The following is an 18,230-nucleotide window of genomic DNA, read 5'->3' as shown; positions in this document are numbered from 1 at the left end:
TAGGGTATATGCGGTATTAGCCACTCTTTCGAGTAGTTATCCCCCGCTGCTGGGCACATTCCGATGCATTACTCACCCGTCCGCCACTCGCCGACCATCGCCGCACCCCGAGGGGATTGGTGATGTCGCTGCCGTTCGACTTGCATGTGTAAAGCATCCCGCTAGCGTTCAATCTGAGCCAGGATCAAACTCTTCAGTTTAATCTCTGTTTTTTTGTTTAATCCGTGTAAACACGAATCAAACGGAGTGTACTCAAAGAAATATCCAGTTATTTGCACAAGGCAAAAACCTATATTTCTTTATGCGAGCACTTGATTTTAACTTGTTGGCGTACCCCCGTGAAGGGATATCGACCCACGCATTCCAAGCGCCCACACTTATTTGGCTGTTAAATTGTTAAAGAGCTGGTCGCTAAATCTAAACATACTGCTTGTTTAGCGAAGATTATAAGTATGAAGTGTTTCTTACTGACTGTCAAGCGTTTGTTAAAAACAATTAATATTGAAACAAAACGTAAACTGCTGTATAACCAACATTGCTTATAACTTTAAATCCAAGTATTGAAGTATAGACTGAACATTTAAACTTTGCAATCTTTATTTAAAACCTGAACTTTCGTAAAACTTATCGCTGCCTGATACTGCCTAACCGCGAAAGATCAAAACTATAACTGATATTGCTTTAACCTGTCAAGCTTTACTTTTTACTTCTAAAAACTTTTTGGCTGCTGACTGCTGGGCTCCCTTCCTAGGGTAAACCCTTATGCTGTGCGCCAAAGAAAAGTAACTATAGCACCCTTATTAATTCTTTAGCAAGCTTTATTTAAAAATAGTTAAAAAGCGCTGCTAGAATGCTTAGATCTTAGCTTAGTCAGACGTGAGAACAACTAGTCAATAACCCCGCCCTAAAGGCGAGGCTTGCCAGAGTCACTCTGTGCTTGCCTAGATTGACCAGACTCAGCGCTGTTATAGCGCTACGTTGGTGTTACGTTCAAGACACACCTTGGAATGCTTCCTCAGTTCCAAGCGCTGTAAGCAGTAGCCGCAGACACGCCTCGGGTAGGCACGAAACGGGCTACCGCAGGGTGCGTTAGGCATCTAGCGGGACATCAACCTTGTCGAGGGGAGCGAGGCGTAAGCCTCCGTCACTAGGCCCGTAAGGGCAACCAGTAGGAGAAAATAGCCATGGCTGTTTTTGTAGTAGATAGACGCCAAGCGCCGTTGATGCCGTGTTCCGAGAAGCGAGCACGACTTCTATTGGCGCGAGGGCGAGCCAGGGTGCATCGATTGATCCCCTTTACGATTCGCTTGATTGATAGAGAGGTGGCGCAAAGCGAACTACAACCGTTAGAGCTTAAGATTGACCCTGGCAGTAAAACGTCAGGGCTGGCGTTGGTTCGCAATAGCAACACCATTGACGCGGAAACGGGCGAGATAACAGCTACGGCGCACGTACTAAACCTGTTCGAGTTGATACATCGTGGGTTTCAAATGCGTGGCGGCTCGAATCGCGTCAGCAATTTAACGCTCGCGTGTGCACCGTGTAACCTAAAAAAGGCCGCGCAAGACATCACGCTGTTCTTGGCAAAAGACCCCAAACGCTTAACTAAAATTCAAGCCCAAGCAAAACGCCCTTTACGAGATGCCGCTGCCGTTAACGCCACGCGATGGCAGCTCTTTAACGCACTCAAAGCAACCGGGTTGTCTGTACGCACTGGGTCTGGCGGCTTAACGAAGTGCAATCGCTCAAAGCTAGGTATTCCAAAGACGCATGCCTTAGATGCCGTATGTGTGGGCCAAGTGGATAACGTAGAGCAATGGCAAAAGCCAACGTTAGCGATTAAGGCCACTGGGCGCGGTAGTTATCAACGCACACGCCTAACCCGCTTTGGCTTCCCGCGAGGCTATTTAACACGGCAAAAACGAATTCATGGCTTTCAGACAGGTGATAGGGTGAAAGCGATCGTCACGAAAGGCAAGAAGGTAGGGACGTACATGGGTCGCGTTGCCGTTAGGGCATCAGGTAGCTTTAATATTCAAACCGCAGAGGGACTAGTTCAAGGCATCAGCCATCGATACTGCACCCTTATTCAACGTAGCGATGGCTACGGATATTCACTTAGATCGGATAGCAATTAACTACGGAGAAGCGAGAACCAGGTTGGCTTACGCCAACGCGCTATCCCTCCCCGACTTTCAGTCCGGGGTATCTCACGCAACATCTTGATGAAACACTACGCCATCACCCTAGTGCAACGCGCTAAACGCATGTTTTTAACGATCACTAAAATAATGCTACCTATTTTGTTCATCATGCATTTTGCAGACCAAGTCGGCTTAGTGCAATGGGTAGCTACAATTATTGCACCCGTAATGGCCTTATTATATCTACCTCCTGAGGCGGGAATTGTATGGGTAACTTCTATATTTACTAATATATATGGAGGTATAGCGACTTTAGGTGCTCTCTCATCAGACAACTTACAATTAACCACCGCGCAACTAAGCGCCTTAGGTGCCATGATGCTATTTGCACACAACTTACCAGTAGAGCAAGCCATTGCCAAACGCGCTGGAGCCAGTGCAATAATTACAGGAGCATTACGTATTAGCGTAGCGATGGTTTATGGTGGTTTAGTGGCATGGATATTGAGCCGCTTTGATATGCTGGGCTCCCCGGTGGATTTAAGCTGGTTAAGTGGAAAAATAGAAAATCCTAACAGCGGCTTCTGGGCATCGTGGTGGCCTTGGCTTACAGGTACACTTCGTACGTTAATAATGACCGCTATTATTATATTAAGCTTGGTTATTATCTTAGATCTTTTAGAGCGCATTGGATTAACTAAGATCATCACTAAACTTATGACCCCAATGCTGCGACTCTCTGGTTTAGATGAACGTGCTGCGCCAATTACTACTGTAGGTGTGCTGCTTGGTTTGAGTTATGGTGGCGCCTTAATTATAGAAGAAGCCAAACAAAAGAACTTTGACGCTAAAACCCGTCTACTTGCTCTCTCTTGGCTCTCCCTCTCGCATTCATTAATTGAAGACACCTTACTAATTATGGCGCTAGGCGCTAATTTATGGGTAATTCTCGTAGGCAGAGTATTAATCACCCTATTAGTAATGGCTATTATGGCGCAAGTCTTGAAACCTCCTCATATTCAATCTCATCATTAGTTTTAATGATCGCGTCATAAGCTTTAGAAAATTCACGCAGTTTTGGCTGGATTACCGCCAAACTATATGCCCCTAACGGGTCTTTTAAATAATAATCCACGTGTTCTTCTTCAGCCGGCCAAAAAACTTCAGCTGTGATGAGCTTGGTGACCACCGGTTTTTTTAGCTTGTTTTCTAAACGTTCTATGTATGTCTTAGCTTCCTGATACTGTTTAGAAGTGGTGTAAAAAATAGCAGACGCGTATTGTGGCCCTACATCATTGCCCTGCCTATCTAAGGTAGTGGGATCATGTAGTGAGAAAAAAACCTGCAGTAAAGTATTAAAACTAATAACTTCTGAGTTATAGCGTACTTTTACCACCTCAATGTGACCGGTATTTTGATTAGACACCTGCTCATATGTGGGATAATGAGTTACGCCACCACTATAACCAGCGCGCACATAGTTAACACCTCGTAAGGCTGACAGCGCAGGCTCTATGCACCAAAAACAACCACCACCAAATAAAACTGCTTCGGACATAAAAACTCCTCTTATTTTTTTGTGTACTATCTATTATCTACGATCTGTTGATTTAATAACCTTAGTACTTATACGGTAGGACTTCTTTATGCTAGAACACCCGCAGTTTGATCCCATTGCCTTACAGTTTGGTCCACTGGCCATACACTGGTATGGCTTAATGTATTTAATCGGTTTTGCTTTAGTTTGGTTTTTGGGTAACTACCGCATCAAAAAAGGTCAATCGCCCTTAGATAGAAAAAGTTTAGAGGATCTGATTTTTTACTGCGTTTTAGGAGTAGTGATAGGCGGCCGTCTTGGTTATGCGTTTTTCTACCAACCTAGCCACTACCTGCAGCCCAAACATTGGATAGAAATTCTTTATGTCTGGGAAGGCGGAATGGCTTTTCATGGTGGCTTAGTAGGTGTTTTAGCAGTATTAGGCTGGTTTAGTTACCGTAGGAAGATTCACTTTTTTGCTTTAGGGGATTTTTTAGCGCCATTAATCCCTTTAGGGTTAGCTGCAGGTCGTTTAGGAAACTTCATTAACGGAGAGTTATGGGGTCGTGCCACTGATATGCCTTGGGGCATGATCTTCCCGCAAGCAATGGATGGTATAGCTCGTCACCCTTCACAGCTATACCAGATGGGTTTAGAGGGAATTAGCTTATTTATTATTTTATGGTTGTTTTCAGCGAAGCCTCGCCCCCAAGGACAAGTTAGTGGTTTATTTTTAATGGGCTATGGCTTCTTTCGTTTTATCGTGGAATTTACTCGTGAGCCCGATGCTTTTTTAGGATTACTATGGGCCCATCTTTCTATGGGGCAACTACTTTCTATACCTATGATTCTATTAGGTGCTGTTATTTTTTATCGAGCAAATAAATGGCACCGTTTAAGCTCAGAGTAATATCTTCAGTACCACTCTCTATAGGAATAGCATCTGCAGCAACTGAACGCATAAAAGCACTCTCATTATACGTTTTGGGACTGCGATATATGGCCCCACTACCGCCTAATTGTATATTTTTAATCTCAAAGTGACCATAATTCAAAGCAGTAGCCATGGTTTGAGCTCGCTGATTAAACGCTTCTACCACATCAGCCATTAATTGCTGCTCAGCTTGGTACCGTGCCTTTTTAGAAACCGTAAAAGTAACATTCGATACGGGCATTTTATCCTGATACTGAGCAGCTAACTCTGAGGCTGCCACCATATCAGTAGACTCTAATAATAATTGTGACTGCCCTTGCCAAGCTGTGACAACACCCTCTTTGTTATGTTGAGGGCGCACAAAATAATTACCACTGCTTACTTTAACTTTTTCTTGTTTTTTTATCTCTTGAAGTACGGCAGCTACTGTTTCAGATAGCTCTTTAGTTACTACATTCTGCTCACTGCTTTGATAGGAAGCTTGAAGCGTAATAATAACCGTATCTTGATCTACTTCAGTATATGCTTGGGCATCTAAATTGAGCACAGGAAGTTCGGGGTCTTTTTTGTCTTGAGCCATCACCAAGCTCGGACTTAATGCCAAGAACAGTGCAGCAGATAGTAAGTGTTTATTTATTTTCATAATAATTGCCCCGCCAGTGGCGTCTAGGCCGGCATCCTGGGAACCGAGAGTTCACAAGAGTGGTTACCTTCAAACAAGTTTTGGGTTCACTAAACAAAGTAGCGAACACGCCTGCTTGTTAATCCGGCGACCTATGCCATTAGCATTGGTTCAAGGAATGTATGGCCACTTCTCGCACACGGCAGGGACTTAACAGTTTGCACTTAACGTTTGGAGTGCTCTATAGGACCAAGCACGGTATCCATCCGTTTATGCATGTCTTCTATTTTACGCTTAAAATCCCCTAATGCAACATTGCTCATTGGACCATCAGGGGCCTTCATGGATAAAAGCTCGACAGCAATCTGAATTGAAGCCATAACAGCGATACGCTCATTACCGCTAGTACGTCCAGCATCTTTAATGCGTTCCATGTGCTTATCAACTAGATCTATAGCATCAAGCAATTTAGCTTTTTCAGAAGGCGGGCAAGCCAAGGTATATTCACGCCCTAATAAAGTAATTTCTAAACGTTCCATCTATTACTCCTGAGCGTAGGTTTTATGGGCCTCTTGACTTTGGCCACCAGGCAGTCGTTGCAGTAAGCCGTCAATCTGCTCACGAGCCTGAGAAGCTGCCTGCTCTAACACTGACGCTTTTGACTCACTGCGGTCTAAACTCTTTTTCAAACGATTTAGCTCGTCTTGTTGCTGGATAAGTTCTGCATAAAGGGCTTCTTGAGACTCTTCAGCAACGCGTTTAGCATTCTCCATGTCTTGCTGGTGACGCGTGACGACCTCAGCCATAGAGACATATTCGTTTTGCTGCGTGCTCAATTGATCACGCAAAGTTGTGCGCTCTTGCTCGAGCAACTTAACTCTAGACAAAAGCTCTGAACGCTCTGTTTTAAGACGTTCTGAGTAAGACACCAAACGACTAATGCGGTTGGCTAGTTGGTCAAGATCCTGCAACATAGGCATATCGTAAGTGCTGAAAATAAAAATAAAACAAAAGAAACAAAAAACCAAACAAGAAATTTTATCTATCATAACCCTATGTGTGTACATAGGGCTATGATTTACTAAACTAGTTAGTTATTAGATGTTAGGTTTATGCCTTTATGATGTTGATGAGGTGAAACATAGCTGCGCTGTCTTAGATAGCGCGTCTCTTGACGTTGTTTAGACAGGTGGGCAGACAGCTCGTTAAGCGCTTGAAAATACACTTCACGTTTAAAATCTATCACCGAGTCTAGAGGCAGCCAATAATCACTCCAGCGCCAAGCATCAAACTCAGGTGAGGCTGATGCTCTTAGGCTAACATCCGTATCTCGGCCTATCATACGCAACAAAAACCAAATTTGTTTTTGTCCTTTATAATGACCGCGTGCATCTCGTCTTACAAAATGACTGGGTACATTGTAACGTAACCAATCGCGTGTCCGTCCTAGAATGTGTACATGTTCGGGGAGCAATCCGACCTCTTCGTGAAGCTCTCTGTACATGGCCTGTACAGGGCTTTCACCTTGCCGAATACCGCCTTGGGGAAATTGCCATGCATGCTCCCTAATGCGTTTAGCCCAAAACACCTTATTCTTGCGATTAACAAGAACTATGCCTACATTTGGACGGTAGCCTTCTCGATCTAACATAGGCCACCTCCTTCAAAATTTAAAAACTTAAATATAATTACTTAGATTATACGTACCAGTTGAGTTCCCTACCATGCATGCAAGCCATTATCATATAAACACCCTTAAAGAAGCCCCTGCTGAAGCTGAAATTGCGAGCCATCAGCTTATGACCCGTGCCGGCATGATTCGTCGTGTAGCCGGCGGAATTTACACCTATATGCCTTTGGGCTTAAAAATTTTACGTAAAATAGAAAATATTGTTCGTGAGGAAATGAATAATTCCGGCGCCTTAGAATTACTCATGCCCGTGGTACAGCCTGCTGAGCTCTGGCAAGAAACAGGGCGTTGGGAAGAGTATGGCGCTGAACTATTACGCATCAAAGATAGGCATATGCGTGATTTTGTTCTACAACCCACTTCCGAAGAAGTCGTCACTGACATTGTGCGTAATGAAATTCATAGCTGGCGCCAGCTACCTGTTAATTTCTATCATATACAAACTAAGTTTCGTGATGAGCGTAGACCACGCTTTGGTTTGATGCGTGGCCGCGAGTTCACGATGAAGGATGCTTATTCTTTCGATCGTGACACTGATTCCGCACAAAAAAGCTACGACATTATGTATAACGCCTACACCCGTATCTTTGAACGCTTGGGTTTAACTTTTCGTGCTGTGGCGGCAGACACGGGTGCTATAGGCGGTGATCGCAGCCACGAGTTCCAAGTTATTGCTGATACAGGCGAAGACGAAATTGTCTACAACCCAGAGTCTACCTATGCAGCAAATATTGAATTAGCGACTGCTCCTTGCTTAATCTCTGAGCGTGCCCAAGCCCAAAGCGAGTTAATAAAAATAGCTACACCCAATGCGACGAAATGCGAACTAGTTGCCCAACAGTTAAAACGTCCACTAAGCGAGACAGTCAAAGCCGTGGTCTTGGCAACTGAGCCTAAAAAAGCAACAGATAGCCCGCGTATTTGGTTATTACTAGTACGCGGAGATCATGAACTTAATGATGTAAAAGTCAGCAAGCTTCCTGGCTTTGAAAACGAATACCGCCCTGCTACTGAGGAAGAAATCCTCACGCATTTCGGCTGCGTTCCTGGTTACTTAGGCCCGGTAGGCCTTGATGAAAATGTAACAGTTGTTGCTGACAGCACCGTTGTCAATATGAGTGATTTTATTTGTGGTGCTAATGAAGAAGGTTTCCATTACTCAGGGGTAAATTGGGGCCGCGATGTAACTGAGCCACAGGTTGCAGACCTACGTAATGTGGTGGCAGGGGATCCTGACCCATCCGGCAAGGGCCATTTAGCTATACAACGCGGTATTGAGGTGGGACATGTATTTTTCTTAGGTGACACTTACTCCAAAAAACTCAACGCTACTTATCTAGACACCGATGGCAAGCCTGCCTTAATCCAAATGGGTTGTTATGGTATTGGAGTGAGCCGCATTGCCGCTGCAGCCATAGAACAAAACCACGATGATAAAGGAATTATCTGGCCCCGTGCATTAGCGCCCTTCGAGGTGGTAATCTGTGCCTTAAACTGGAAAAAAAGTGATGCAGTACAACAAGCAGCCTCCGCTTTATATGAGCAGCTTAAAGCACAAGGAGTGGATGTTATTTTAGATGATCGCGATATACGCCCTGGAGTTATGTTTGCTGACTGGGAGCTGATTGGCGTCCCTCTGCGTATTACTGTAGGTGATCGTGGTCTTAAAGAAGATACTATAGAGGTTCAATGTAGGCGTAGCGGTAACAATGAAAAAATTGCTACTACACAGGCCGCAAACTATATAAGCCAAACCCTTGAAAAGCTATAATTTTACAAACATATGCTAACTGAAATAAGTCAAAATGCTAACAGACACCAAATTCGCGTATATTATGAAGATACAGATGCAGGTGGCATCGTATTTTATGCCAACTACCTTAAGTACTTCGAAAGAGCGCGTACTGAATGGTTACGCCGTTTAGGTATTAATCAGTCAGATATGTCACAAACAGAACAACAACTGTTTGTAGTGAAAAAAGCTGAGATTGAATACATTAAATCTGCCAAACTAGATGATTTACTCGATATTCATAGCAGAATCACTCATATAGGTGGCGCCTCTGTGCATTTTTACCAAGAGGCTTGGCATAATGATAATAAATTATGCCAAAGTACCGTTGTGGTAGTGAGTGTAAACGCACATACCATGCGGGCCAGTAAATTAACCCCAAATCTCCGATCAATTTTGGAAAACGCTCAGGATTGACCATGCAAGCAAGCAGCGACCTATCGCTAATACGCCTTCTCTTAGAGGCCAGTATCCCTGTACAGCTCGTTATGCTGTTGTTAGTGGGAATTTCCATCGTGTCGTGGAGCTATATTTTTAGTAAACGCGCCGCCTTAAAACGCACCCTTACGCAAACTCGTCGCTTCGAGGATGATTTCTGGACAGGGGGCGACCTGACTTTATTACAACAAACCATCGCCACACATCGTGACGAGCATGGTGCCTTGGCTAGAATTTTTGAATCTGGCATGGCGGAATTTATCAAAGCGCGTAGAAGCAATCAAAAAGGAGATGCCCTTTTAGATGGGCCACGACGCGCCATGCGCGCTACCTTTCAACGCGAGCTAGACCAGCTCGAGTCCAGACTAAACTTCTTAGCTTCGGCTGGCTCCGTTAGCCCTTATATAGGGTTGCTGGGTACCGTTTGGGGCATTATGCACGCTTTTATTGGTTTATCTGGGGCACAATCTGCAACCTTAGCTTCGGTAGCTCCCGGTATTGCTGAAGCCTTAATTGCTACAGCAATCGGTTTGTTTGCAGCCATACCTGCGGTAGTTGCCTATAATCGTTTTACTCATGACGTCGACCTTATTGCAACGCGATTTGAAAGCTTTGTTGATGAGTTTCTCAATATTTTGCAACGTCAGGTGTAGGCTATGTCTTCGCTACGCGGTAATTCTAGACGCAATAATCGTAAATTAAAAAACGAGATCAATGTGGTGCCTTATATTGATGTCATGTTGGTGCTGTTGGTTATCTTTATGGTGACAGCCCCCATGATTACTCCTGGCCTTATTGACTTGCCTTCCGTGGGCCAAGCTTCAGAGGTGCCAGCAGTACCCATTGAGGTACAAATGGATAAAGAAGGTCAGATGTCTATTCGCTTACGCGATGGTGACGCTCAGTTTCACACTATTGATCCTGCGACTTTAATCGATGAAGTAAAAACACTGGCTACAGATGAAAACCCAGTGGTTATTGCCGCAGATGGTGAGGTGCCCTACGCTTCTGTGATGGAAGTGATGGATCAATTACGTAGCCAAGGGTTTAGCCGCTTAGGCTTTTTAGTCAATCAAAACGCGGATAACTAGTTGTTAAAACAAGCATGAGCATATTTAACCGTCACAATAATAATGCTGTGATGACGCCCGAGCAATATGAGCAGCGTCGGGGCTTAATCTATGCTATTGCTTTGCACGTTTCACTACTGTTGATATTGCTTTTAGGGCTTATTTCTATTCCTAAGTCACCCAATCCGGTACAAATCGAACTTTGGGCCGAGGGTGAAATGGCAACAGCAGAAAACATGGATGAACCCATTCCCGCCACTGAACCAGAACCTGAGCCTGAAACTGAGCCAGAAGCTGTAGTAGAGCCCACACCAGAGCCGGAACCTGAACCAGCGCCGGAACCAGAGCCTGCCCCTGCTCCTAAGCCAGAGCCCGTACCAGAACCTGAAGCAGTCGAAGACCCAGACATCGCTCTGGAAAAGGCACGTAAAGAAAAAGCCGAGGCCGAGCGCAAAGCTAAGGAAAAAGCCGAAGCGGAACGTAAAGCCAAAGAGCAAGCTGAAGCCGAGCGCAAAGCTAAGGAAAAAGCCGAAGCGGAACGTAAAGCTAAAGAACAAGCCGAGGCCGAGCGCAAAGCTAAGGAAAAAGCCGAAGCGGAACGTAAAGCTAAAGAACAAGCCGAGGCCGAGCGCAAAGCTAAGGAAAAAGCCGAAGCGGAACGTAAAGCTAAAGCCGCTGCAGCTGCCAAGGTGGAAGCCGACAAAAAAGCCAAAGAAGATGCCTTCCGTGCCGCCATGGCGGGTGCGGGTAAGCAAGTAGCAGGTGCCCCAGGGGGTACTGCCAACCGCAACCAAGCCGGCGGCAGTGGTGGCGATGACGGCTATGGCGCCAAAGTACGAGCTTGTGTAAGACCCCGCGTGGTCTATAACACGCCACCCCGTAGTGGTAGCAGTAATCCCACATTAAAATACCGTGTGGATTTGAATGCTGATGGCACGGTGCGTAATGTGCGCATTACCCGTGCATCAGGTATTGCACTTTTTGACGATGCGGTCCAAAAAGGTATAGCTAAATGCTCACCTTTCCCTAAACCCTCTAATGGCCGCTACCCATCATATATTGATGGCGAGTACCGTATGTATGATTAAACAGGAGATTGCCCTAATGACAGCAACTATTTCCACCTCTGCGGCTACACACGCCAAACGGCCCTCTAGGGCCTCAGGCATTATGGCGGCCGCTTTTGCTACGCTAATGCTGTGTAGCCAATCTGTACAAGCGCAATTACGCGTGGATATTTCAGGTGTAGGTGCTACGCAGTACCCCATTGCCGTGGCTAACTTCTCAGGCGATGTGGCCGGTGACACCATATCAGAAATAATTCGAGATGATTTAGGTCGCTCAGGCCAATTTCAACTCATTAATGCTACCGGTGCTAATCTGAATGCAGACAGCAACATTGATGCTGAGAACTGGCGTAATCGTGGTGCTGATTATCTGGCCTATGGTTCAGTTAGCCAAAGTGCTGGCCAATACAATATTAGCTATCGCTTACTAGATACCGTTAATCAAACTCAACTAGACGGTATGGCTTTTGCAGGCAATGAAAAAGAATTACGACGCTTATCCCATCGTATTGCCGATCGTATTTATGAAAAAATTACGGGGGTACGTGGTGTATTTTCTACTCGCATTGCCTATGTGTTGCAAACAAGCAACGGTTATGAGTTACAAATAGCAGATGCTGACGGCCAAAACCCACAAGTAATGTTACGCTCTAAAAGCTCCATAATATCACCTGCTTGGGCTCCAGATGGCTCAAAAATTGCTTACGTCAGCTTTGAAACTGACAAGCCCGTAGTCTATGTGCAAGACCTAGCTACAGGCAAGCGCGAACCTGTTGCCAACTTCAAAGGTAACAACAGTGCTCCAGCTTGGGCTCCCAGCGGAAACCAATTAGCCGTGGTGCTTTCACGTGATGGTATCTCACAAATCTACACTATCAATGCTGATGGTTCAGGTTTACGTCGCGTGATGCGTTCACCTCTAATAGATACGGAACCCACCTATACTCCAGATGGTGGTTCTTTGGTTTTCACAAGTGATCGTGGTGGCAATCCCCAAATCTATGAAGTTAGCTTAAATGGTGGTGAGGCGACACGCATAACCTTCAACGGCAGTTACAATATCTCACCTAAGGTTTCGCCCGATGGTAATAGTCTTGTATATGTAACACGCAAGAACGGTGCTTTCCGTGTGGCATTACAAAATATGCAAAACGGAAACGAGCAACTATTAACTGCAGGACCTGATGATCAATCACCAAGTTTTGCACCAAATGGTATGCAAGTTTTATATAGCACTGTACAAGGGGGACACAGCGTATTAGCTGTAACATCCGTTGACGGACGTGTCCGTCACACCTTATCTCCATTAAACGGAAAAGTTCGTGAGCCCACATGGGGCCCATTTACAAACTAACTTTCTGTGTGACTCTTTTATAAAGGAACGCTAATGAGCTCGCGCATTTTAAAAAGCTTTACAGTAGCATCTTTGGCTTTAGCTTTAGCCGCATGTAGTTCTGTACCACTAGATGAATCCACCTCTGGTGCAGGCACTGGTAGCGGTAGCATGACAGACTCCAGCAGTACTGGCGTAATCATGGATCCATTCAATCCACAAAGCCCTCTAGCCCAAGAGCGCTCTGTGTACTTTGATTTCGATAGCTATGTGGTAGCAGACCCTTATCGCAATACCGTGGAAATGCATTCCTCTTATTTGCGTAATAACCCGCAACAAACCATTCGTATTGAAGGTAATACTGATGCACGTGGGGGCGCGGAATATAACTTAGCACTAGGCCAACGTCGTTCTGAAGCTGTAGCTCAGATGATGAATTTAATGGGTGTAAATGCTGCTCAAGTTGAAGCCATCAGTTTTGGTAAAGAACGCCCTAAAGCAATGGGTAATACCGAAGCCGATTATGCTGAAAACCGTCGTGCAGATATTAACTACCAGCGTTAATGTTCATCTAATTACGGTATGATAATTAACGCCGCACCGTTCACGCGCTGCGGCGTTTTCTTCTTCAAGGATTCACAAATGAGCATATTTAGCTTGTCTTGGCGCCGAAAATCGGCCCTTTTATGTGGTGCAGCGTTACTCAGTGCAGTAGCACTACCTTCTTATGCTTTTGCAGACGACGAAGCCAGACGTGCCATTCTTGAGTTGCGTCAACAGGTTCGCCAAATAAACGAACAAAACCAACAGGCTCGCTTACTGCTAGCAGATCAAATAGAAAGTATGCGTCAAGAAATTGCGCAACTTAGAGGCAAAGTTGAAAAACTAGATTGGCAAAGCAGTAAACTTCAACAAGATCAACAAGAACCCAGTCTGATTAGTGACCCGCAAGAGCAAGCTGCTTATGACGCTGCCATGGATTTATATCGGAATGGCCAATATCAAGAAGCCGCTAGTAGTTTTGGAACCTTTGTAGAAGCTTACCCTGAAAGTAACCAAATTGAAGAGGTACGTTTCTATGAAGGTAGCAGCCTCTATGCGGCTAAACGTTTCTCTGCCGCTATTCAGAAGCTACAGTCTTTTGTGAGTAGTAATCCAAGCTCCACCCACGCCGCTGATGCTTTGATGGTTATTGCCTCTAGCCAAGTGGAAATGAATGATTTGGCCTCAGCACAAAACACCTTGCAGCGCATTGTGGCAGAGTACCCTGACTCTACTGCTGCAGATACCGCGCGCAGCCGCTTAGAGCTTCTACAGTAAGTGTAAGACCGCTTTTTCTATTATTTTATTAGTTGCTTACGGTGTTGAACGATTTACTACAGCTGCCCCTCTACACTACACCTGCTACCAGTAGCGACATGGAACTGACTTATACTCATCGTGGCAGAGGTGACTTGCTTGTTTTAGTGCATGGTTCTTTATGTGATTTACGTTATTGGCGTTGGCAGTTAAATAGATTGCATACAGATTGCCAAGTGGCAGCTCTGAGTTTGCCTGGCTATTGGCCTGATGATTTATATTCAGTACCCTTTGCTTTTGATTTTGAGGCACACGTAGCCGCTATAGATGATGTAATTCAAGCCCTTCGCCAACCCCATCAGAAACTCTATGTACTGGGACATTCTAGAGGGGCTCAAATTGCCGCCAATTATGCATGGAAAAACACCGCGAACACGGATGGTTTGATTCTGGCTGACGCTGCTTTTACTATAAATCAAACCACTCCCCCTTTAGCTATTATTGAAGAAGCGTCAACATTGCTCATGGCGGGTGAAGACGACAAAGGATTAGGCTTATTTATCGATACGGTTAGTGGCACTAGCACATGGGACCAAATGGTAGGTTGGTTTAAAACCATGGTGCAAGATAATGCCAGCACCCTGATTCCACAAAGCCAAGAAACCTTGCCTGCAGTCACAGAAAATCAAATACAACAACTTACAAATATCCCTGTACTACTTATGAACGGTGCAAATAGCCCCGAGCGCTATCAAAGCAGCACTCAAGGACTTTTAAAGGCATTGCCACAAGCTCAACACGTGATTATAGATAAAGCCTCTCATGGCATGAATTTAGCAAACCCCAAAGCCTTTAACCACGCTGTTTCTACGTTTATTAATCAAAAGCACGGGCTTTAGCAGCATTCACTTTGCAACTTACGCTAAGCTTTTGCTCACCGCTAAATAGCAATTCCATTTGCATAGTATCGCCTATCTCCAATGTGCCGGTGGGCTGCTCAAACATGGCGTGTAAACCTCCGGGCGTAAAATCCAAGCTACCTCCAGCGGGCACAAAAAGACTATCTGCCATTTTCATTTTTGTCATGCCCTCTTCTTCTACAGTTTCGTGCAACATGACATCGTCATAGCTTGGTGTAGCAGCTGCCAAAACCTCCACGGCCTCTTCGCTATTATTATGTATAACAAAATAACCAGCTGACGGTAAATGGTTAGGTAATAAACGTACCCAACACTGTTCTACCGTGATACCTTCAGCTGGAGCTGCTGTAGTAAACAGCGCTGAATAATCTTTACTATCATGATGCGCATGATCATGGGCGGATACCGTAAACGTTACCGCAGAAAAACCAACTAAAGCTAGGGTTGTTAATTTTCGCATTATTTAAAATCCAAAAAGAAGTGTCTCTATGAAGAAAGTCACATTAAAAATCAGCTTAATAGATGAATTAAAAGCATCAATTAAATTAGGTTCGCCGTTAATTTTAACGAATCTAGCACAAGTTGCTTTATTAACAACAAATTTGATCTTTATTGGCCGTCTAGGGAAAGTGGAGTTAGCAGCAGGCTCTTTAGCTGCCAGCCTTTATCATGCTTTTATGATTTTTAGTCTGGGGCTGGTTTCAGCTACTATTCCAATGTTGGCCACTAGCTTAGGGAAAAATCGTGATAATTTTGCTGAGATACAAAAAATTATCCGGCATGGCTTTCTCACTGCTTTCATCATTTGCATGCCTTTTTTAATTGTACTGTGGAATGCCGATAAACTGCTATTAGCGCTGGGCCAAAACCCTGACACCATAGAAATTGCCATTGATTACATTCATCTATTGATGTGGTCATTGCTGCCCTATTTAGGTTATATCGTCTTGCGCTCACTTTTAGCGGCCTTAGAAAAACCTATGTGGACGCTCTTAGTGGCCTTTGGTGGTTTTTTTGTGAATACGTTTTTGGGTTGGTTATTGATTTTTGGTAATTTAGGCATGCCCGCTTTAGGCATTGCGGGAGCAGGAGTAGCCATTACGCTAACAAATATTTTGATGTTTGGCAGCATGCTATTACTTATCCATAAACACTCTATATTTAGTAAGTATCAAGTATTTAAGCATTTTTGGCACTGGAACCCCTCTTATTTGGGGGCAATGTGGAAACTGGGCTTACCCATTGCTGTCACTTTCACCTTAGAGACACTGGTGTTTTATGGTTTAGGCGTTGGCTTTATGGCGATTGCCGCCAGTGTGATGTGGCTGAAACCAGAAATGTTGATCGCTTTTTTTATTAATGCCAGTGCGCCAGAAAACCGTGCGGTCATCATTACTGCCACGCAATTTTTATTTTTTGCTGCGCTATTTCAACTTGCCGATGGTGCTCAAGCTGTAGCAGCAGGTATGCTACGTGGCTTTTACGATACGCGCACACCAATGGTATTAGCATTAATAGGCTATTGGCTGTTAGGCGTGCCTATAGGCGCTTTCTTGGCTTTTGGAGTGGGTATGGAAGGGGTGGGGATTTGGATTGGTTTTGTTACCGGACTAAGTGTAGTAGCTGCGTTGTTAACCATACGTTGGTGGCGTCATACGCAGCGACTACTTAAGCAACCCGAGTTTCATTACGGTTAATTACTATTTACCACTGAGAAAATTACAACAGCTCTTTACGTAATTCGGCTGGCGCTTTAGGAGAAATTAACCCGGGGGCAATATCAAACACTGTTTTGGCTCCATACTGCCCTTGCTGCGCTAAACGATGCGCTGCTCGGGCATACGCCACCAATACACTAGAAGTGAACTCAGGATTACTGCCTAAAGCTAGGGAGTACTCAATAGTTTGTTTGGTTTGATTAGCGGATACGCCACTGCGAATCATAAAACCACCATGTGGCATAGCAGCATGATCTCGTTCTAGCTCGTCTTGGGTGATGAAATGTACGGTGGTGTCGTATTCATCAAAGTAATTAGGCATAGTGACTATGCTTTCGCGTACGGTATTTTCATCTGCACCCTCTGCTAAAACCACATAGCACTCACGACGGTGTTTTTCACGAGTAGAAAGTGTGGGTTGCTCTCCATTACGCACGCGATTTACCGCATTTTCAATCGGTAATGTGTACTGTACACCCGCTTTAACACCTTCTACTCTACGTACAGCATCCGAATGCCCTTGGCTCAAGCCTTTACCCCAGAAGGAGTAGGTTTCACCCTCAGGCAACACGCCTTCACCCATCAAACGATTAATAGAAAACAGGCCTGGATCCCAACCCACAGCAATAATATTAGTGTGTTGTGTTTTTTGTGCCACGGCATCTACCGCTGCAAAGTACTCAGGAATAGCGGCATGGGTATCAAAGCTATCTATAGTATTAAACCATTGAGCCAAATGCGGGCCTTGCTCTGGCAAATCGTCTTTGGAGCCGCCACATAAAATGAGTACATCTATACTTTCTTTATGCTGCTCAATAGTATCCAAGGCATACACAGGCACGGCAGAGTTTTGCAATTTTAAACTGCTTGGGTCACGGCGGCTAAAAACGGCTACTAATTTCATGTCAGGACTTTGGCTCAATGCCAGCTCAACCCCTCTGCCTAAATTGCCATAACCTGCAATACCGATACGAATTTTTGTACTCATTTCACTTCCTTTACTATTTTCAAAACCTTTAAGCTACACCAAAAGCCATACGTACTGCAAAGGCAATAAATACCAATGCTACAGCTATATTACTTAAGGCACTGAGCCGAGTATAACGTCTAAAAACGGCTGCTAAATGATTACCACCAAAAATTAACAATGAGAGATACAACACACTAAAAAGCTGTAAAAACGCCCCCAATACTAAAAAAGCCCGCCAAGGGTTACCTTGGGCGGGATCCACAAATTGTACAAAAAAAGACAATAGGAAAAAAATGGCTTTAGGATTTACTAAACTAAGTAATAGTGAACGTATAAAAAAATTACTGTTTCTGCCCGTGTGTTCTATATGTTCCACCTTAGCCTGCGCTGCCGGACGTATTACTGATAATAAAATACGTATGCCTAAATAAAGCAGATAGAGCGCACCTACAGCTCTTAAGCTATGAAACAAAACAGGCATTGCCTGCAATAATGAACCCGCTCCTACCGTCATTAATGTGATGAGAATACTATCACCTAACCAAACGCCAAAAGCGGCCTGATAGCCGCTTTTAACGCCTTTGGCAGCCGCACTGGCTAATACAAATAGCGAGTTTGGCCCAGGCAGTAACACCACAAAAAGAGCACCTACTAAGTAGGTGCTCAGATTGATCACCCCTACACTTTCAAACACGA

Annotated in this window: 21 protein-coding genes, 1 rRNA gene and 1 other RNA gene; 13 read left to right on the top strand and 10 right to left on the bottom strand. The window is 44.6% G+C overall.

Going from position 1 to position 18,230, the window contains the following annotated elements; genetic code table 11:
• Nucleotides 1–200, bottom strand: a 16S ribosomal RNA gene (locus tag AC2UZJ_RS10750); the annotation flags it as partial.
• 984 nt (nucleotides 201–1,184) lie between these two features.
• Here AC2UZJ_RS10750 and AC2UZJ_RS10745 point away from each other — a divergent pair.
• Both AC2UZJ_RS10745 and AC2UZJ_RS10740 read left to right on the top strand, forming a co-directional pair.
• Entirely contained in the window at nucleotides 1,185–2,138 is a 954-nt protein-coding gene (locus AC2UZJ_RS10745) for an RRXRR domain-containing protein (protein WP_486950152.1), read from the top strand.
• Nucleotides 2,139–2,225: 87 nt separating this feature from the next.
• A complete protein-coding gene (locus tag AC2UZJ_RS10740; RefSeq protein ID WP_486950151.1) occupies nucleotides 2,226–3,179 on the top strand; it encodes a nucleoside recognition domain-containing protein in 954 nt (317 codons plus the stop codon).
• Here AC2UZJ_RS10740 and msrA read toward each other — a convergent pair.
• The gene (msrA, locus tag AC2UZJ_RS10735; protein WP_486950150.1) at nucleotides 3,133–3,702 is read right to left on the bottom strand and encodes a peptide-methionine (S)-S-oxide reductase MsrA; all 570 of its coding nucleotides are present in this window, start codon (nucleotides 3,700–3,702) and stop codon (nucleotides 3,133–3,135) included. The genes AC2UZJ_RS10740 and msrA overlap by 47 nt on opposite strands.
• A gap of 88 nt (nucleotides 3,703–3,790) precedes the next feature.
• On the opposite strand from msrA, the gene lgt reads away from it, so the two are divergent.
• Complete coding sequence (gene lgt / locus AC2UZJ_RS10730) at nucleotides 3,791–4,591, top strand: prolipoprotein diacylglyceryl transferase (protein WP_486950149.1); 801 nt, start codon at nucleotides 3,791–3,793, stop codon at nucleotides 4,589–4,591.
• Here lgt and AC2UZJ_RS10725 read toward each other — a convergent pair.
• The 5 genes from AC2UZJ_RS10725 to AC2UZJ_RS10705 form a co-directional block, all read right to left on the bottom strand.
• Nucleotides 4,545–5,258: an SIMPL domain-containing protein gene (locus tag AC2UZJ_RS10725; protein WP_486950148.1), complete on the bottom strand. Its 714-nt coding sequence runs from the start codon at nucleotides 5,256–5,258 to the stop codon at nucleotides 4,545–4,547. The genes lgt and AC2UZJ_RS10725 overlap by 47 nt on opposite strands.
• A gap of 3 nt (nucleotides 5,259–5,261) precedes the next feature.
• Nucleotides 5,262–5,449, bottom strand: a non-coding RNA gene (gene ssrS, locus AC2UZJ_RS10720) — 6S RNA.
• 12 nt (nucleotides 5,450–5,461) lie between these two features.
• Nucleotides 5,462–5,776, bottom strand: a complete 315-nt coding sequence (locus AC2UZJ_RS10715) for a cell division protein ZapA (RefSeq protein ID WP_486950147.1) — start codon at nucleotides 5,774–5,776, stop codon at nucleotides 5,462–5,464.
• 3 nt (nucleotides 5,777–5,779) lie between these two features.
• The gene (locus AC2UZJ_RS10710) at nucleotides 5,780–6,211 is read right to left on the bottom strand and encodes a hypothetical protein (protein ID WP_486950146.1); all 432 of its coding nucleotides are present in this window, start codon (nucleotides 6,209–6,211) and stop codon (nucleotides 5,780–5,782) included.
• A 116-nt stretch (nucleotides 6,212–6,327) separates the two neighbouring features.
• Nucleotides 6,328–6,888, bottom strand: a complete 561-nt coding sequence (locus AC2UZJ_RS10705; RefSeq protein ID WP_486950145.1) for an RNA pyrophosphohydrolase — start codon at nucleotides 6,886–6,888, stop codon at nucleotides 6,328–6,330.
• Between the two features lie 73 nt (nucleotides 6,889–6,961).
• Here AC2UZJ_RS10705 and AC2UZJ_RS10700 point away from each other — a divergent pair, with 73 nt between their 5' ends.
• The 9 genes from AC2UZJ_RS10700 (at nucleotide 6,962) to AC2UZJ_RS10660 (ending at nucleotide 14,825) form a co-directional block, all read left to right on the top strand.
• Nucleotides 6,962–8,698: a proline--tRNA ligase gene (locus tag AC2UZJ_RS10700; RefSeq protein WP_486950144.1), complete on the top strand. Its 1,737-nt coding sequence runs from the start codon at nucleotides 6,962–6,964 to the stop codon at nucleotides 8,696–8,698.
• 12 nt (nucleotides 8,699–8,710) lie between these two features.
• A complete protein-coding gene (ybgC, locus tag AC2UZJ_RS10695; RefSeq protein WP_486950143.1) occupies nucleotides 8,711–9,136 on the top strand; it encodes a tol-pal system-associated acyl-CoA thioesterase in 426 nt (141 codons plus the stop codon).
• Nucleotides 9,137–9,138: 2 nt separating this feature from the next.
• Nucleotides 9,139–9,810 (top strand): protein TolQ, encoded by a 672-nt coding sequence (tolQ, locus tag AC2UZJ_RS10690; protein ID WP_486950142.1) that lies wholly within the window; start codon nucleotides 9,139–9,141, stop codon nucleotides 9,808–9,810.
• Between the two features lie 3 nt (nucleotides 9,811–9,813).
• The gene (locus AC2UZJ_RS10685; protein WP_486950141.1) at nucleotides 9,814–10,248 is read left to right on the top strand and encodes an ExbD/TolR family protein; all 435 of its coding nucleotides are present in this window, start codon (nucleotides 9,814–9,816) and stop codon (nucleotides 10,246–10,248) included.
• 14 nt (nucleotides 10,249–10,262) lie between these two features.
• Entirely contained in the window at nucleotides 10,263–11,315 is a 1,053-nt protein-coding gene (gene tolA / locus AC2UZJ_RS10680) for a cell envelope integrity protein TolA (RefSeq protein ID WP_486950140.1), read from the top strand.
• Between the two features lie 16 nt (nucleotides 11,316–11,331).
• A complete protein-coding gene (gene tolB, locus AC2UZJ_RS10675) occupies nucleotides 11,332–12,648 on the top strand; it encodes a Tol-Pal system beta propeller repeat protein TolB (protein WP_486950139.1) in 1,317 nt (438 codons plus the stop codon).
• A gap of 33 nt (nucleotides 12,649–12,681) precedes the next feature.
• Nucleotides 12,682–13,191 carry a peptidoglycan-associated lipoprotein Pal gene (pal, locus tag AC2UZJ_RS10670; RefSeq protein ID WP_486950138.1) on the top strand — a complete coding sequence of 170 codons (510 nt, stop codon included), beginning with the start codon at nucleotides 12,682–12,684 and terminating at the stop codon, nucleotides 13,189–13,191.
• Nucleotides 13,192–13,269: 78 nt separating this feature from the next.
• On the top strand, nucleotides 13,270–13,947 hold the full coding sequence (gene ybgF / locus AC2UZJ_RS10665; protein WP_486950137.1) for a tol-pal system protein YbgF: 678 nt from the start codon (nucleotides 13,270–13,272) through the stop codon (nucleotides 13,945–13,947).
• Nucleotides 13,948–14,045: 98 nt separating this feature from the next.
• The gene (locus AC2UZJ_RS10660; RefSeq protein ID WP_486950136.1) at nucleotides 14,046–14,825 is read left to right on the top strand and encodes an alpha/beta fold hydrolase; all 780 of its coding nucleotides are present in this window, start codon (nucleotides 14,046–14,048) and stop codon (nucleotides 14,823–14,825) included.
• Here AC2UZJ_RS10660 and AC2UZJ_RS10655 read toward each other — a convergent pair.
• A complete protein-coding gene (locus AC2UZJ_RS10655) occupies nucleotides 14,803–15,306 on the bottom strand; it encodes a copper chaperone PCu(A)C (RefSeq protein WP_486950135.1) in 504 nt (167 codons plus the stop codon). The genes AC2UZJ_RS10660 and AC2UZJ_RS10655 overlap by 23 nt on opposite strands.
• 28 nt (nucleotides 15,307–15,334) lie before the next feature.
• On the opposite strand from AC2UZJ_RS10655, the gene AC2UZJ_RS10650 reads away from it, so the two are divergent.
• Entirely contained in the window at nucleotides 15,335–16,543 is a 1,209-nt protein-coding gene (locus tag AC2UZJ_RS10650; RefSeq protein ID WP_486950134.1) for an MATE family efflux transporter, read from the top strand.
• A 22-nt stretch (nucleotides 16,544–16,565) separates the two neighbouring features.
• Here AC2UZJ_RS10650 and AC2UZJ_RS10645 read toward each other — a convergent pair whose 3' ends face one another.
• Both AC2UZJ_RS10645 and leuE read right to left on the bottom strand, forming a co-directional pair.
• Nucleotides 16,566–17,552: a diaminopimelate dehydrogenase gene (locus AC2UZJ_RS10645; RefSeq protein ID WP_486950133.1), complete on the bottom strand. Its 987-nt coding sequence runs from the start codon at nucleotides 17,550–17,552 to the stop codon at nucleotides 16,566–16,568.
• A gap of 28 nt (nucleotides 17,553–17,580) precedes the next feature.
• Nucleotides 17,581–18,228 (bottom strand): leucine efflux protein LeuE, encoded by a 648-nt coding sequence (gene leuE, locus AC2UZJ_RS10640; RefSeq protein WP_486950132.1) that lies wholly within the window; start codon nucleotides 18,226–18,228, stop codon nucleotides 17,581–17,583.
• Between the last annotated feature and the right edge of the window lie 2 nt (nucleotides 18,229–18,230).

It is taken from the genome of Paenalcaligenes sp. DL 309 (genome assembly GCF_057475285.1).
Note: the sequence above shows the minus strand (reverse complement) of the source record. Positions and strands in the feature narration are given on the sequence as shown.